We start from the raw sequence: 14,257 nt of genomic DNA, 5'->3' as shown, positions 1-14,257 counted from the left end.
ACGGGCGCCTTGGGCGCTCGTTTCGTTCCCGGAACAGTTTCACGCGAGCAAACGCGCCATGAAGATCAAGAACTCGCTGAAGTCCCTGCTCGGCCGCCATCGTGCCAACCGGCTCGTGCGTCGCAAGGGCCGTGTCTATATCATCAACAAGACGAACCCGCGGTACAAAGCCCGCCAGGGCTGAGTTCGTCGGTCTTTCGTTTGGCTTTGACGCAACCTGCATGAGGGCTTAGCCTGTCTTCATGCGGGTTTTTGTCGTTATCCTCTTCGCTGCATCGATCCTTTTGCCGCCGTCTGCGGCGCTTTCCGCCGGCGAGGACATGCCGTCGCCGCTGGCCGGGTCCGGAAAGAGCCGGTCCGATTCGCCCTCGCCGCTTGCCGGGAAGTCGCTGGACCAGCTTTTTGTGACGCTTGCCGATCGCGGCGACGAGGCGGCCGGCCAGGCCGCCGAAGCCGAGATCCAGCGCCGCTGGCTGGAATCGGGCAGCGATACCGTCGATCTCCTCATGCAATGGTCGGCGGAATCACTCGCTGCCAAGGATTTTGGCGGCGCGCTCGATTTTCTGGATGCCGTGACGGTGTTGAAGCCCGACTATGCTGAAGGCTGGAACCGCCGCGCGACGATCTTTTATCTGCAGGATGATTACGGCAAGGCAATCGCCGACCTCGAAAAGGTGCTGGCGCTGCAACCGCGCCATTTCGGCGCTCTGGCGGGGCTTGGCCTGATCCTGCGCGATATCGACCGCAAGGCGGAGGCGCTTGCCGTTCTGGAGAAGGCGCTGGCGATCGATCCCTATATCGATCCCGACGTGAAGGACACGATCGACGAGCTCAAGCCGAAGGTCGAGGGACAGGAGATCTGAGCGTCGCGCCGGAAGCCGGCGCGACGTCCTTCAAACCGTCGCTAGAGCCTTTCAGCGCTTCGTTGAAGCGCTGAAAGGCTCTATTTCCTTGTTTGATCGCGTTTCCTTCCCGCGAACCGGTACCCACTTCGCTCGAAAACGCTCTGGCTCGCTTGTCAGCCCTCGACGATACCGGTCAGGCCCTCGTTGCCCGTGCCGACAAAGGCGATGCGCAGCATGTTGGTCGCGCCTGGGGTGCGCAGGGGCACGCCAGCCGTGATGATGATGCGATCGCCTGGCTGGGCGAATTCCTCGCGCGCGGCGATGTAGCAGGCGCGGTTGACCATGTCGTCGAGGTTATAGGCATCCTCGGAAACGACGCAGTGCAGGCCCCAGACGATGGAGAGGCGGCAGGCAGTCGACTCGATCGGCGACAACGCGATGATCGGCGTGCGGGGCCGCTCGCGCGCGGCGCGAAGTCCCGTGGAGCCCGAGGCCGTGTAGCAGCAGATGGCGGCGAGATTCAGCGTCTCGGCAATCTGCCGCGCTGCGGCCGAGATCGCATCGGCGCCGGTCGCTTCCGGCTCGGTGCGTTGCGCATGCATGATGTTGCGGTGATTGACGTCGCGCTCAACCTCGGTGGCGATGCGGTCCATCGTCTCGACGGCCTCGATCGGAAAGGCGCCAGCCGCCGATTCAGCCGACAGCATGACGGCGTCGGCTCCCTCATACACGGCCGTGGCGACGTCCGAGACTTCGGCTCTGGTCGGAACCGGCGCCGTGATCATGGATTCCAGCATCTGGGTAGCGACGACCACCGGCTTGCCGGCCCGCCGGCAGGCGCGGGTGATTTGCTTCTGGATACCGGGAACCTGCTCCAGCGGCATCTCGACGCCGAGATCACCGCGGGCCACCATGAGCGCGTCGGATATCTCGATGATCTCCGCCAGGCGCTGCACGGCCTGCGGCTTCTCGATCTTCGACATGATGCCGGCGCGCCCGGCCGCGATCTTGCGCACTTCGGCGACGTCGTCCGGGCGCTGCACGAAGGAAAGCGCGATCCAGTCGACCTTGGCCTCCAGGGCCGCGTCGAGATCGGCACGATCCTTCTCGGTGAGCGCGCCGGTGCGGATGGTCGAATCCGGCACGGAGACGCCCTTGCGGTCGGAGAGCTTGGTGCCGATCTCGACCGTGGTCAGCGCCGACTTGCCATCGGTGGAAACGACGCGCAGGCGCACCTTGCCATCGTCGATCAGCAGGCGATGCCCCGGCTCGAGCGCTTCGAGAATTTCAGGATGCGGCAGGAAGACCCGGCCGGTGGTGCCCGGCGTCGGATCGGAATCGAGCGTGAAGGTCTGGCCGACCGTGATCTCGACGGCCTTTTCGGCGAAGGTGCCGAGGCGGAGCTTCGGCCCCTGAAGATCGGCCAGGATGCCGATCGGGCGACCGACCTCCTTGCTGACCTCGCGAATGATCGACACCAATTCGCGCAATTTTTCATGCGCGGTATGGCTCATATTGATGCGGAAGACGTCCGCGCCCGCCTTAAACAGCGCCGCGATCGTTGCCTTGTCCGAGGAGGCCGGCCCAAGGGTCGCGAGAATCTTGACTTTTCGCGACCGTCTCATTGGGTGTTCGCTCCCTGCTGGCTCGGTTCGTTGAGCTGGATCGTCCAGGTTGTCTGTTCGCCCGTGTCGACTTCGAAGAAGCCGGAGCGGTTAAAGCCGCGAGCCACGCAATCCTCCGTGCCCTGAATAGTGAACATCTTGTCTTTCGTGCACATCACGTACTTGCCGCTCCATTCGCCGCCATGGTCGTAATCGACGGCATAGATGTAATAGTATCGCGATACGAGCGTGCCACTCACAAGCGTTTCGCAGCTGTTGACGGGGATGTTCCACCATCCCTCTGTTGTCCAGATCTTCTTGTCCTTATAGCCGATCGAGACGCCGACACGGTTCGGCGTCCGGTTGCAGAGACGAAGATCGGCAAAGGCCGATCCCGAACCGAAGAATACAATCACCGCAAAGACAACCGACAGCGCGAGGGCCAGGGAAGGCCCGGTTCGTAGCTTGGTCGGTCGCATTGAGACGATCGTCAATCGGTTGAGGCAGACGAGTGCTTTATGGGCTTTGGCATTTCCGCCTGTCAACGTCCGATCCGATGGGATTTGAGGTCGTGCCTTCGGCATGGGGCTGACGGGTGAGGCGGGGGGAGGGGTGGTGCTTCGCATAATGGTGATGTTCGCAAGAAAGGAGGCGGGATCATGGCTTCGCCTCTGCTTCGACCCGGCATGACGGGTTGTGACGACGTTTCCTGTCATTCGTGAATTTGGGCGTGGCAGGAATTTCATGGCGGACGGGGAAAGGTCCCATTATCTTGGGGGCATGCACGATCCTTCATCCGCCAAGGCTGGTGTTCACGACGCCTATGAAGTGCTTCCCGGAGACGAAGCCGGTGGCCTCATCCTGCTCTGCGACCATGCCACCAACCGGCTTCCCGCAGCCTATGGCTCGCTCGGTCTGCCGCCCGACGAGCTTGAGCGGCACATCGCCTATGATATCGGCGCGGCGGCGCTGACGCGAGGTCTTGCCGAGCGCTTCGGCGTCCCGGCTGTCCTGTCGCGGTTCTCGAGGCTGCTCATCGATCCCAATCGCGGCCAGGATGATCCGACGCTGGTCATGCGGCTTTCAGACGGTGCTGTGATCCCCGGCAATGCGCGGATCAACGCTGCCGAGCGTCGACGGCGGATCGAAGAATTTTACCAGCCCTATGACGAGGCGATCGGGCATTTGGTCGATCGGTCGCTGGCGAGCGGGCACGTTCCGGCGATCCTGTCGATCCACAGCTTCACGCCCATCTGGCGGGGCACGCCGCGGCCCTGGCATGCGGGGATCCTGTGGGATCAGGATCCGCGGCTGGCGCGCGCGCTCATTGAAGGGCTGGCCTCCCAAGGCGATCTCGTCGTGGGAGACAACGAGCCCTATCATGGCGCCCTGAAGGGCGACACGCTCTACCGTCATGCGACGGAGAGAGGGCTCTCTCATGCGCTGCTGGAAGTGCGACAGGATCTCATCGCCGACCTCGCCGGCGTGCGCGAATGGGTCGACCGCATCGCCGCCGTACTGGCGCCGCTCGATCTCGGCTCGTCGCCGCACGGCATCGATTTCTTCGGCTCGTCGACCGGGCCCGTCGCGCGACGGGGCTAGCAGAGCTCTCGAACAGAATTGGAGCGGGTTCGTCTAGAGAGCACGCAACCCGCCGGACGGAAACGGAACGGACACATGACGATCCCGGATGACGAGAGCCTGCGCACCGAACTTGAGGCGGCTGCCTTCCGCCGGTTGCTGGGGCATCTGGCCGAGCGATCCGATGTGCAGAACATCGATCTCATGAATCTCGCCGGCTTCTGCCGAAACTGTCTCGCGAACTGGTATCGCGATGCGGCGGAAGCGAAGGGCATCGATATCGGCAAGGACGAAGCGCGCGAACTCATCTACGGCATGCCCTATGCCGAATGGCAGCGGCGCCATCAGACGGCGGCTTCGCCCGAGGCTCTGGCCGCCTTTGCGGCCTCCCCACCCCGGCACGGATAATATCGGCCGCTTCGGCGCTTGACCGTCCGTCCGGAAACGGGCAATCACCCACCCCTGCCTTTTAAAGCTTTGAGGAGTCCACGCGACATGTCCAACGACGACGTTCAGGGGATCGCCGCCAGCCAGCTTAAATCCATCGTCGAGCGCATCGAGCGGCTCGAGGAAGAGAAGAAGGCGATCGCCGACGACATCAAGGACGTCTATGGCGAGGCCAAGGGCAACGGCTTCGATACCAAGGTCCTGCGGACGATCATTCGCCTGCGCAAGCAGGATGCATCGGAACGCGAGGAGCAGGACGCCATCCTCGATCTCTACAAGGCGGCGCTCGGCATGGTCTGACGCCAAAGCGCGTCGTTCTGGCCAGATGCCCGTATAGAAAAAGCCAGGGCCGCTGTGATGGATGTCACAGCGGCCCTGGCTTTTCTACGATAGTCCTATGCTTGGCAGCGTAAGGACGAAGATCAGTTCGACGCGACCTTCATATTGCCGTTCGGTGTCGCGGCGCTCGCGGAACGATCGGGGCGGAACTTGGTGTTGTAGGCGACGCGGCCGAAATAGGAGCGTGTCGGCTCGTCGGCTGCGGCAAAGAACTCTGGGAGCGCGAAGGGCTGCGGCATGACGAGTTCGGCACCGTCCGCCTGGCGTATCGAACCCGAGCGCATGACGAGCTGAAGCGTCGCCATGCTGTAGCCGACCGGCACGAGGCGAGCCTGCGCGACGCCGTTCGTCCGTGTGACCGAGCCACGCAGGCCGGCGGCGCGACCGGCGACGAGTGCGCCGCTCGACGCGTCGATATGCGGCGTCGATGTATCGACCGGCGCATAGGCCATGAGCGGTCCGCCATCAGCATTGCGGCTGCCAACGGCATCGGCGATCGCATCCGCGGCTGTCTTCGGTGCCGCAGGTCCGGCGAAAGCAACAAGATCACGCTTCGCCGTGTCGCCCGAGGCGCTCGCCATCGCGACCAGCGGACGCGCGATCGGCGAGGACCGCGGGATCGGCGGCAGAACAGCTTCGGCGACGACAGTCTCCGCGGATACGGCATCGGCCGTGTCGTCGGCGCCACGCTGGATCGGCGAGGGGCGCGGCAGCGGAATATCGGCCTCGGCGACAACGGTCTCGGGCTCCGGCGTGGCTTCAGCCGGCTTCGGGGCCGACTTCGCCACCGGCGCATCCGTATCGGCAGCGATGGCCGCCGCGTCGGCGGCCTTCACATCCGGCACGCCATCGAGGCTGTCTTCAGCCTCATCAGAGCCGCCGCCGACCAGCTTGCTGAGCCACGACTTGCCTTTCGCCGGAGAGGCGCTGGCCATCATGATCTCGCCGCCGCCGGACTTGCGGGCCTTGTACTCAGCCAGAGCCTGCTCATAACCGGGCAGGGGCCGCCCATCGGACGGAACATGGAGCGTCTTGCCGTCCGGGAACACGCGAACGAGCTGCTCGCGGGTCATCTTCGGCCAGTGACGAACGGAACCGGTGTCCATATGGACGAAGGGCGAGCCGGACGTCGGATAGAAGCCGACGCCGCCCACCTGCATGCGCAAACCGATGGCGCGCAATTTGGCAAGCGGTACGTCGGGAATGAAGAAATCCATCGCCTTGCCGAGCATGTGCTGGCTGTGCTGGGCAACGCCGCGAGAGCGCGAGCGGAGCATGGCGTTGGTGGCCGGCGAGCGGAAACCGCAAACGACGTGGATCGGCTGGCGCGATCCGCTCTGCCTGTAAACCTCCCAGATGAGGTCGAACAGGCGGGGATCCATGTTGGTAGACTGATCCTTGCGCCAGTCGCGCAGCAAATGATTCAGCTGCTTCAGCGCGGCGGGATCGTAGCGGCCATTGCGCTTGAAGACGATGGTCGCCTGCTCGTTGGTATGGACGTACAGGAGAGTCAGTGCCCGGTCGCCGGCGGCGGCGTTCGCTTCGGGCGAGATGGAGGAAATGAAGACCGAGCCGGCGAAGAGAGCCGAGGCCAACGCCACCTTCAGGCCAACGCCTTGGCGGCTGAACCAGCCGCGACCGCGCTGTTTTGAATTCATGTGACTAGTCAACTTGCTTCTGCGTCCTTGCCCTGGAATGGGCTCCCCCGTGACAAGCAGTTTGCGCCAATAGAGTTAACCAGCATTTACCGTGATCGACAAACCTGACGAACCGGTGTGACACACTCTCGACGCAAATCGACCCGTTGAACGAAGCTTCCGAACCAATCGTGGCATTTAAGCGGCAGAAGCAAAAAACCGCGCCTGTCGCCAGACGCGGTGTCGCATGTTCTGGGGCCGTTGTCGACCGGACACAGTCTCAGAGGTGGAGCGCGCGCTCCACGCGGGCGTTGTATCCATAGATATCCGGAAGCGTTTTCAGTTCGCCGGAATCATCAACCACCGCGGTGAAATAGACGAGGTGGATGGGGATATGCTTGGGCAGATTGACCCAGCTTTCCCGGCCGCCGACCATCTTCCGGAGCCGCTGCGGCGTCCAGCCGCCCTGATAGGCGAGCAGCACATCGGCGAATTCCATCGGGTTCTGGACGCGCACGCAGCCGTGGCTGAAGGCACGAACGTCCTTTTGGAACAAGCTCTTGGATGGTGTGTCGTGCAGATAGACCGAATGCTCGTTCGGGAAAAGGAACTTGATCGAGCCCAGCGCATTGTCGTCGCCCGGCGGCTGCCGGATCTGGATATTGCGGGCGCTGGCGGTGCTCCAGTCGATCATGCCCGGATCGACGGGGCGCATCTTGCCGCCGACATTGGCCAGAACCTGATAGCCCTTCCGCGACAAATAGCTCGGGTCGCGACGGACGTTGGGGAGCATTTCCTTCATGGTGATCGACGCCGGCACATTCCAGCTCGGATTGACGACGATCGACTCCATCTCGTCGGAGAAAATCGGCGTCTGATTCGTCACCTTGCCCGTCACGACGCGCGTTTCGTGGACGATTTTCCCGTCATCGACGATGCGAACCATGAATTCGGGAATGTTGACTTCCACATGGAAGGTGCCGAGGTCGCGCGGCAGCCAGCGCCACCGCTCCATATTGGCGATGATCTCGGCGGTGTTGTCCTTGCCCTCATTGTTGAGGAAGGCGAGCGTGCCGCTGCCGACCGCGCCGTCGGCCTTGAGGCCTTTTCCGGCCTGGAAGCCGCGAACGGCCTCGGCGAGCGCCTCGTCATAGGTATTCGGATCGGTTGCCGGAGCGGCGAGGCCGAAGCGGGCGCGAAGCTGGGGCACGCGCGGATCCGAAACGCCCACCTTCAGAAGCTTGCCTTCGGCAACCGGCTCCGGAGCCGGGCCGGGATTGAGCTTGCGTTGCTCGGCAAGCGCCAGCTTGAGGCGCCGATAGCCTTCATGCGGCGGGTTCAACGCCTCGACGGCAGCTCCCGCGTCGGCGGCGGTTGAGACCGTCGTCAACACGCCGACGGAATCGGGGAGCAGCGGCTTGATAGTCACGAGCTTGCCGAGCGAGGCGGGGTCGATGCGGCCGGCATAGGCGTCGCGCGCATAGTGAAGCAGCGCCTCGCTGAGCATCAATTCGACGGCGGCGCTGAGGTTCGGGCCGGCCGGGACGCTCTCGCCGATGCTGGCGAGCGGAAGGCTATAGGCAGCCGGATCGAGGCCATCGGATGCGGCGCCGGCAATGGTCGTCATGATGCTCTTCGCGGCCGGCGAAAGACGGCCGCCAACCATCCAGACCGGCTCGTAATTGCGCTCGGCATAGAATTCGGCCATCGCGGCGCGATCGCGTTTTTCCAGGAAGGTTTCCTTCCCTGGCACGATATCCAGCATCGATTTCAGCGTCTGGGCTGTCGGATCGCTGGCGACGTCGGCCATGCCGAGACTGGCGGCGCTGCCGGCGCGTTCGCGGAAGGTCTTTCCTTCCGGCAGATAGGCGAAAGCCGAACCGGTCATCAGCGCCATCAGCGCCACACCAGCCAGGCCGAACTGCCAGATTCTGTTCGTCATCATCTTCGCCTTCGTCTGCCGTGCCGATATGACGCGCAAGATCGCCAATCGTTCCTTCGTCCAGCTTCCCCACAAGGGGCATTTCCAATCAACATGAAATCGAGGCCGCTGGCTGCGACCTCGATCACTCCATCGCGAGCGCCTCATCATCCTGCTCCTCGGCAATGCCGAGTTCCTTGATCCGGCGGTAGAGGGTCGAGCGCCCGATCCGCAGTTTCCGGGCCACAGTTGCCATGCGGCCACGGTAATGGCGCAGCGCCAGGCGGATGAGATCGGCCTCGACCTCCTCCAAGGACCTGACATCGCCGGATGGCGTCAGGGCGGGGATGGCGGCGGGAGATGGGCTGGCGATCGCGAGCGGCGTCGATTCGGCGACGATGCGCGATTCGAATGCGATCGGCGCGATCGCGGGTGCCGGCGGCAGCGCCTCCAGGGGGGCGGCGTCGATCTGCGCGGCTATCTGCGGGAATTCCTCGCCCGTCAGCAGCGGCCCGTCGGCGAGCACCACGGCGCGGAAGACGGCGTTCTCCAACTGGCGGATATTGCCCGGCCAGGGATGGCGCATGAGCAGCGACAAGGCGTCCGGCGTCACGCCTTTCAGAGCCGTCTTGCGCTCTTCGGCGGCAAAGCGCGCCGTGAAATGGCGCACCAACTCCGGAATCTCCTCGCGCCGTTCGCGGAGCGGCGGCACGCGGATCGGGAACACGTTGATGCGGTAATAGAGGTCCTCGCGGAAACGGCCTTCCTTGACCAGCGCGATCAGGTCGCGGTTCGTAGCCGAGATCAGGCGGATGTCGACGCGCACCGGCCGCTTGCCGCCGACGGGATCGACCTCGCCCTCCTGCAGCGCCCGCAGCAGCTTTACCTGAGCGTCCAGCGGCAGTTCGCCGATCTCGTCGAGGAACAGCGTGCCGCCATGCGCCTCCTGGAACTTGCCGATGCGCTTCTCGGTCGCGCCGGTGAACGAGCCCTTCTCGTGACCGAAAAGGATCGATTCGACGAGATTGTCGGGGATCGCGCCGCAATTCACAGTGACGAACGGCCGACTGCGCCGCTCGCCGGTTCCCTGGATGGCTCTCGCGATCAGTTCCTTGCCGACCCCGCTTTCGCCCTCGATCAGGATCGGGATGGACGAACTTGCCCCCCGTTCGCCGAGCCGGATGACCCGGTCCATGGCTGGGCTCGCTGCGATGATGTCCCGAAAGCCGAGCGTTCCGGCGACGCTGCGCTTGGCACGCGCCAGCTCCCCTTCAAGCGCCGAGAGCTTCAGCGCATTGGCGATCGAAACCTGGACACGCTCCGGCGACATCGGCTTCACCAGGAAGTCCGAGGCGCCGGCTCGCATCGCCCCGACGACGGTGTCGATGCCGCTATGGGCGGTCTGGACAATCACCGGGAGCGATCGGCCGATTTCCGGCAATTTCTCCAGGACGCCCATCCCGTCGAGCTCGGGCATGACGAGGTCGAGGATCATCAACGCGAAGCGATCGCCGTCTGGAGCCGAAAGCTGTTCGATCGCCTCCCGCCCGTTCTTCGCGATCACGACCTCATGGCCGAGCGCCGCGACCGCCGATTGCAGCAGCCGCCGCTGAACGGGGTCGTCGTCGACGATGAGGATCGGGCTGGACATAGGGCAGGGCGCTCCATCGGATCGGACGAATGACTGGGCTTGGCGAAGGGGGCGGGAGTCGAGCGATGGAAGCGCGGTATGTCCCGTTTCGGAGCATAGTCGGCCAGCTTCGTTAAGGCTGCCTTACCCTGTCGGCAATTCCGCACATCTTGTCGAAGGTTGATCGAAGGTGGGTGCGGCGCCTATCTAGGGGTGCCTTCTCCTCGCAAGCGGATCCTTCCGATGCCCTTTTCCGACGTCGCCAGCCTCGCCTCTCCTGCCGAACCCGCGCATGCATCGGCCGCGCTCGGCGAACTCCCCGAGTGGAACCTTGCCGATCTCTATCCGGGCATGCAGTCGCCGGAACTCCAGTTGGCGCTCCTCAAGGCCGCTGATGATGCCGTCGCGTTCGAAGCCAAATGGAAGGGGACGCTCGATACGCTCGCCCGCGAAGGCGGCTTGGTGCTGCCGATCCGGGAATGCGAGGCGCTGGAAGAATTGCTGGGGCGGCTCGTCTCCTATGCCGGCCTCGTCTATTCCGGCGACACAACCGATCCGGTCGGCGCCAAGTTCTATGGCGACGTGCAGCAGAAGATCACCGATGCCGGCACCCATCTCCTGTTCTTCACGCTGGAATTGAACCGGATCGACGACACCGTTCTCGACGCGGCAATGGCGGCCGACCCGGAACTCGCTCATTACCGTCCCTGGATCGAGGATGTTCGCAAGGAGAAGCCCTACCAGCTCGAGGATCGCGTCGAGCAACTGTTCCACGAAAAGTCCGTCACCGGACGCGGGGCCTGGAACCGCCTGTTCGACGAGACGATGGCTTCGCTGCGCTTCGATGTCGCGGGCGAAGAGCTGACGCTCGAACCGACGCTGAACCTTATGCAGGATCCGGACGAAGCGAAGCGCAAGGCGGCGTCCGAGGCGCTTGCCGTCACTTTTTCGGCCAATATCCGCCTTTTCACCCTGGTGACGAACACCCTCGCCAAGGACAAGGAGATCTCCGACCGCTGGCGCGGCTTCCAGGATGTCGCCGCCTCACGGCATCTGGCCAACCGCGTCGAGCCGGAAGTCGTCGACGCACTGGTCGCCGCGGTGCGAGCCGCCTATCCGCGGCTGTCGCACCGCTACTACGCCTTGAAGGCAAAGTGGTTCGGCAAGGACAAGCTCGATCATTGGGACCGCAACGCGCCACTGCCGAAGGTGCCGAGCCGGACGATCCCCTGGGACGAGGCGCGTGACACCGTGCTCTCGGCCTATGGCCGCTTCTCGCCCGAGATGGCGGCGATCGCCGCTCGCTTTTTCGCCGAGGGCTGGATCGATGCGCCGGTGCGCCCGGGCAAATCGCCGGGCGCCTTTGCCCATCCGACGGTTCCCTCGGTTCACCCTTATGTGCTGCTCAATTACCAGGGCAAGACGCGGGACGTGATGACGCTCGCCCATGAGCTTGGCCATGGCGTGCACCAGGTGCTAGCCGCCCCCCAGGGGGCGCTGATGGCGCCGACGCCTTTGACGCTCGCCGAAACTGCCAGCGTCTTCGGCGAAATGTTGACCTTCCGCGCCCTGCTGGACGCCACCACCGACGCGGTCCAGCGCAAGGCCATGCTCGCCTCCAAGGTCGAGGACATGATCAACACGGTCGTGCGCCAGATCGCCTTCTATTCGTTCGAGCGCAAGGTCCATACAGAGCGGCGCGAGGGCGAACTGACCGCTGACCGGTTGAATGCGATCTGGATGGAAGTGCAGCGCGAAAGCCTTGGCGAGGCGGTGCGGCTCGGCCCCGGCTACGAGACCTTCTGGACCTATATCCCGCACTTCATCCATTCGCCGTTCTATGTCTATGCCTACGCCTTCGGCGACTGCCTGGTGAACTCGCTCTACGCCGTCTATCGCGACGCCGAGACCGGCTTTCAGGAGAAGTATTTCGCGCTGCTGAAGGCCGGCGGCACCAAGCACCATTCGGAACTGCTCGCTCCCTTCGGCCTCGACGCGACCGATCCCGGCTTCTGGCAGAAGGGGCTTTCGGTACTGGAGGGCTTCATCGGGGAGCTGGAGGCGATGGAGGGGTAGAGGCATTCTCGGCCGGTGTTGATTGCCGATCGTCGATCCTTATGTTATACATTCCGTACAACGGAGTGCATGCCATGAAGCTCGAAATCAAGAAGATCGGCAATTCGACCGGATTGATCCTGCCGAAGGAACTGCTCGCCAAGCTCGATCTGAAGCAGGGCGAATGGCTCAACGTGACCGAGAACGCGGATGGCTCCATCCGCCTCTCGACCTATGATCCCGATTTCGACAAGGCGATGCAGATCGCCGAGCGGGCTATGAAGACTTATCGCAACGCTCTCGCCGAACTTGCCAAATGACGGATTCGGCGCGCTCGGAGCCTCAATGGCTGACGGTCGAAATGGTCAGTTCCATCCATGAGAGGCAACTCCGGACCTTCGGAGGCCCTTCGGGGATTCGAGATCCCGGAGCGCTCGAATCGGCCCTCGGGCGGCCACTCAATCGTTGGGCATACGAGAGTGCCGACCTTGCCCAGCTTGCCGCCGCCTATGCCTTCGGGATTGCGCGGAACCATCCGTTTATCGATGGCAACAAGCGAACGGCGCTTGTTGCCATCGTGACGTTTCTCGGTCTCAACGACATCGACTTCCTGGTCCCGGAAGCCGAGGCGGTTGCCGCCGTTCTAGGCCTCGCTGCAGGCGAGATTTCCGAGGACAGCCTTGCCCGCTGGGTACGCGACCGAATCTGACGCAAGGCGCTCTGACGCAGCCTCCCTGAGCCGCTTCGGCTTGCGGACGGGCCTTGGTCGCCCATCTTAAGTCCAGCTTCCCTCTATCGCGGTTTCCTGCCTTGTCCGATTCCGAACGTAACCGCCTCTCCGGCCGCTTGTCCCGCTACGCCCGCGTGGGCGTCAATGTCGGCGGGGTTGCCGCCAAGGTTGCGAGCGCGCGCCTCTTCGGCACCGGGCTCGACAAGGGCAAGAATGCCTCGGAGCTAGCGGCGGCTTTGGGCGGTCTGAAGGGGCCGCTGATGAAGGTCGGGCAGATCCTCTCGACCGTGCCGGATCTCGTGCCCCCGGAATATGCCGCCGAACTGTCGCAATTGCAGTCAAACGCGCCGCCCATGGGTTGGCCCTTCGTCAAGCGGCGCATGCAGGCCGAGCTGGGGCCGCAATGGGAAAAGCGCTTCGCGAGCTTCGAGCACCAGCCCGCCGCCGCGGCCTCGCTCGGCCAAGTGCACCGCGCGGTCGCCAAGGATGGCCGCGCTCTGGCGGTGAAGCTGCAATATCCGGACATGCAGTCGGCCGTTGAAGCCGACCTGACGCAGCTAAAGATGCTGTTTTCGCTGTTTCGCCGCATGGATCCTTCGATCGACACATCGGAGATCTACAAGGAGATCGGCGACCGCATCCGCGAGGAACTCGACTATGGCCGCGAGGCGCGCCATGCGTTGCTCTACAAGATCATGCTCGATGGCGAGTGCCTGGTCCGCGTGCCCGAAGTCGATCCGCATCTCTCGACCCTGCGCTTGCTGACGCTCGGCTGGCTGGAGGGGCGCCCGCTGCTCGAGTTCCGCGACCGGCCGCTGGAGGAGCGCAACCGCATCGCCACCGCCATGTTCCGCGCCTGGTGGTCGCCCTTTGCGAAATTCGGCGTCATCCATGGCGATCCGCATCTGGGCAACTACACCGTCTTCGAAGAGGGCGGGGTCGCGAGCGGCATCAACTTGCTCGATTATGGCTGCATCCGTATCTTCCCGGCGAAGTTCGTCGCGGGCGTCGTCGATCTCTTCCATGGCCTGCGCGAGGACGACCGCGACCGTGTCGTCGCGGCCTATGAGAGCTGGGGATTTGTCGGCCTGTCCAACGAATTGATCGAGGCGCTCAACATCTGGGCGCGCTTCATCTACGCCCCGCTCATGGACGACCGCGTCCGGACCATCGCCGACGGCACGGCTCCTGCCGAATATGGCCGCCGCGAGGCCTTCCGCGTGCATCAGGTGCTGAAGGAGAAGGGCCCGGTGACGGTGCCGCGCGAATTCGTCTTCATGGACCGCGCCGCCATCGGCCTCGGTTCGGTGTTCCTGCATCTTCGCGCGGAAATGAACTTCCACAGGGAGTTCATGGGGATGATCGAGGGGTTTGACGAGACGATGCTGGGAATGCGGCAGAAGGCGGCGCTGGGCGGGGTGGGGCTCGGTTAGGCTCTTCCGCTGCTTCGCATCCGATGCGAAGTTCG

At 63.9% G+C, this 14,257-nt stretch carries 14 protein-coding genes; 9 read left to right on the top strand and 5 right to left on the bottom strand.

Features of this window, described 5'->3' with window-relative positions:
- The first annotated feature begins 58 nt into the window (after positions 1 to 58).
- Both ykgO and OSH05_RS22985 read left to right on the top strand, forming a co-directional pair.
- Entirely contained in the window at positions 59 to 184 is a 126-nt protein-coding gene (gene ykgO, locus OSH05_RS22990; RefSeq protein WP_104220050.1) for a type B 50S ribosomal protein L36, read from the top strand.
- Positions 185 to 242: 58 nt separating this feature from the next.
- Complete coding sequence (locus OSH05_RS22985) at positions 243 to 863, top strand: tetratricopeptide repeat protein (RefSeq protein ID WP_104220051.1); 621 nt, start codon at positions 243 to 245, stop codon at positions 861 to 863.
- Positions 864 to 1,018: 155 nt separating this feature from the next.
- On the opposite strand, the gene pyk is transcribed toward OSH05_RS22985, so the two are convergent.
- Together pyk and OSH05_RS22975 are read right to left on the bottom strand one after the other, a co-directional pair.
- Positions 1,019 to 2,470, bottom strand: coding sequence for a pyruvate kinase (gene pyk, locus OSH05_RS22980; protein WP_266352997.1), 1,452 nt, complete (start codon positions 2,468 to 2,470; stop codon positions 1,019 to 1,021).
- Positions 2,467 to 3,165 (bottom strand): DUF1036 domain-containing protein, encoded by a 699-nt coding sequence (locus tag OSH05_RS22975; RefSeq protein ID WP_323181487.1) that lies wholly within the window; start codon positions 3,163 to 3,165, stop codon positions 2,467 to 2,469. Before OSH05_RS22975 ends, pyk begins: the two co-directional genes overlap by 4 nt.
- Positions 3,166 to 3,229: 64 nt before the next feature.
- Between OSH05_RS22975 and OSH05_RS22970 the strand changes: the two genes are divergently transcribed.
- The 3 genes from OSH05_RS22970 to OSH05_RS22960 all read left to right on the top strand — a co-directional run bounded on the left by OSH05_RS22970 (position 3,230) and on the right by OSH05_RS22960 (position 4,777).
- The gene (locus OSH05_RS22970; RefSeq protein ID WP_104220053.1) at positions 3,230 to 4,051 is read left to right on the top strand and encodes an N-formylglutamate amidohydrolase; all 822 of its coding nucleotides are present in this window, start codon (positions 3,230 to 3,232) and stop codon (positions 4,049 to 4,051) included.
- Positions 4,052 to 4,126: 75 nt separating this feature from the next.
- Positions 4,127 to 4,438, top strand: a complete 312-nt coding sequence (locus OSH05_RS22965; RefSeq protein WP_104220054.1) for a DUF1244 domain-containing protein — start codon at positions 4,127 to 4,129, stop codon at positions 4,436 to 4,438.
- An 87-nt stretch (positions 4,439 to 4,525) separates the two neighbouring features.
- On the top strand, positions 4,526 to 4,777 hold the full coding sequence (locus OSH05_RS22960) for a DUF2312 domain-containing protein (RefSeq protein WP_104220055.1): 252 nt from the start codon (positions 4,526 to 4,528) through the stop codon (positions 4,775 to 4,777).
- A gap of 122 nt (positions 4,778 to 4,899) precedes the next feature.
- Here OSH05_RS22960 and OSH05_RS22955 read toward each other — a convergent pair whose 3' ends face one another.
- The 3 genes from OSH05_RS22955 to OSH05_RS22945 all read right to left on the bottom strand — a co-directional run bounded on the left by OSH05_RS22955 (position 4,900) and on the right by OSH05_RS22945 (position 10,025).
- Positions 4,900 to 6,474, bottom strand: a complete 1,575-nt coding sequence (locus OSH05_RS22955; RefSeq protein ID WP_104220056.1) for a DUF882 domain-containing protein — start codon at positions 6,472 to 6,474, stop codon at positions 4,900 to 4,902.
- Positions 6,475 to 6,733: 259 nt separating this feature from the next.
- A complete protein-coding gene (locus tag OSH05_RS22950; protein WP_165801638.1) occupies positions 6,734 to 8,398 on the bottom strand; it encodes a L,D-transpeptidase family protein in 1,665 nt (554 codons plus the stop codon).
- 121 nt (positions 8,399 to 8,519) lie between these two features.
- The gene (locus OSH05_RS22945; protein WP_104220058.1) at positions 8,520 to 10,025 is read right to left on the bottom strand and encodes a sigma-54-dependent transcriptional regulator; all 1,506 of its coding nucleotides are present in this window, start codon (positions 10,023 to 10,025) and stop codon (positions 8,520 to 8,522) included.
- A 222-nt stretch (positions 10,026 to 10,247) separates the two neighbouring features.
- On the opposite strand from OSH05_RS22945, the gene OSH05_RS22940 reads away from it, so the two are divergent.
- The 4 genes from OSH05_RS22940 (at position 10,248) to OSH05_RS22925 (ending at position 14,222) form a co-directional block, all read left to right on the top strand.
- Complete coding sequence (locus tag OSH05_RS22940; RefSeq protein WP_104220059.1) at positions 10,248 to 12,080, top strand: M3 family oligoendopeptidase; 1,833 nt, start codon at positions 10,248 to 10,250, stop codon at positions 12,078 to 12,080.
- Between the two features lie 74 nt (positions 12,081 to 12,154).
- Positions 12,155 to 12,379 (top strand): AbrB/MazE/SpoVT family DNA-binding domain-containing protein, encoded by a 225-nt coding sequence (locus OSH05_RS22935; RefSeq protein WP_104220060.1) that lies wholly within the window; start codon positions 12,155 to 12,157, stop codon positions 12,377 to 12,379.
- On the top strand, positions 12,376 to 12,768 hold the full coding sequence (locus tag OSH05_RS22930; protein ID WP_104220061.1) for a type II toxin-antitoxin system death-on-curing family toxin: 393 nt from the start codon (positions 12,376 to 12,378) through the stop codon (positions 12,766 to 12,768). The genes OSH05_RS22935 and OSH05_RS22930 overlap by 4 nt, the downstream gene beginning before the upstream one ends.
- A gap of 101 nt (positions 12,769 to 12,869) precedes the next feature.
- Complete coding sequence (locus tag OSH05_RS22925) at positions 12,870 to 14,222, top strand: ABC1 kinase family protein (RefSeq protein WP_104220062.1); 1,353 nt, start codon at positions 12,870 to 12,872, stop codon at positions 14,220 to 14,222.
- Positions 14,223 to 14,257: the final 35 nt, after the last annotated feature.

Source organism: Kaistia algarum (assembly GCF_026343945.1).
GTDB lineage: Bacteria > Pseudomonadota > Alphaproteobacteria > Rhizobiales > Kaistiaceae > Kaistia > Kaistia algarum.
Note: the sequence above shows the minus strand (reverse complement) of the source record. Positions and strands in the feature narration are given on the sequence as shown.

What these genes read in the sequence shown, in the direction of transcription:
- OSH05_RS22960 (WP_104220055.1), top strand. Translation starts at nt 4,526, where the DNA reads ATGTCCAACGACGACGTTCAGGGGATCGCCGCCAGCCAGCTTAAATCC.
- pyk (WP_266352997.1), bottom strand. Translation starts at nt 2,470, where the DNA reads ATGAGACGGTCGCGAAAAGTCAAGATTCTCGCGACCCTTGGGCCGGCC.
- OSH05_RS22935 (WP_104220060.1), top strand. Translation starts at nt 12,155, where the DNA reads ATGAAGCTCGAAATCAAGAAGATCGGCAATTCGACCGGATTGATCCTG.
- OSH05_RS22930 (WP_104220061.1), top strand. Translation starts at nt 12,376, where the DNA reads ATGACGGATTCGGCGCGCTCGGAGCCTCAATGGCTGACGGTCGAAATG.
- ykgO (WP_104220050.1), top strand. Translation starts at nt 59, where the DNA reads ATGAAGATCAAGAACTCGCTGAAGTCCCTGCTCGGCCGCCATCGTGCC.
- OSH05_RS22955 (WP_104220056.1), bottom strand. Translation starts at nt 6,474, where the DNA reads ATGAATTCAAAACAGCGCGGTCGCGGCTGGTTCAGCCGCCAAGGCGTT.
- OSH05_RS22970 (WP_104220053.1), top strand. Translation starts at nt 3,230, where the DNA reads ATGCACGATCCTTCATCCGCCAAGGCTGGTGTTCACGACGCCTATGAA.
- OSH05_RS22950 (WP_165801638.1), bottom strand. Translation starts at nt 8,398, where the DNA reads ATGATGACGAACAGAATCTGGCAGTTCGGCCTGGCTGGTGTGGCGCTG.
- OSH05_RS22985 (WP_104220051.1), top strand. Translation starts at nt 243, where the DNA reads ATGCGGGTTTTTGTCGTTATCCTCTTCGCTGCATCGATCCTTTTGCCG.
- OSH05_RS22945 (WP_104220058.1), bottom strand. Translation starts at nt 10,025, where the DNA reads ATGTCCAGCCCGATCCTCATCGTCGACGACGACCCCGTTCAGCGGCGG.
- OSH05_RS22940 (WP_104220059.1), top strand. Translation starts at nt 10,248, where the DNA reads ATGCCCTTTTCCGACGTCGCCAGCCTCGCCTCTCCTGCCGAACCCGCG.
- OSH05_RS22975 (WP_323181487.1), bottom strand. Translation starts at nt 3,165, where the DNA reads ATGACAGGAAACGTCGTCACAACCCGTCATGCCGGGTCGAAGCAGAGG.
- OSH05_RS22965 (WP_104220054.1), top strand. Translation starts at nt 4,127, where the DNA reads ATGACGATCCCGGATGACGAGAGCCTGCGCACCGAACTTGAGGCGGCT.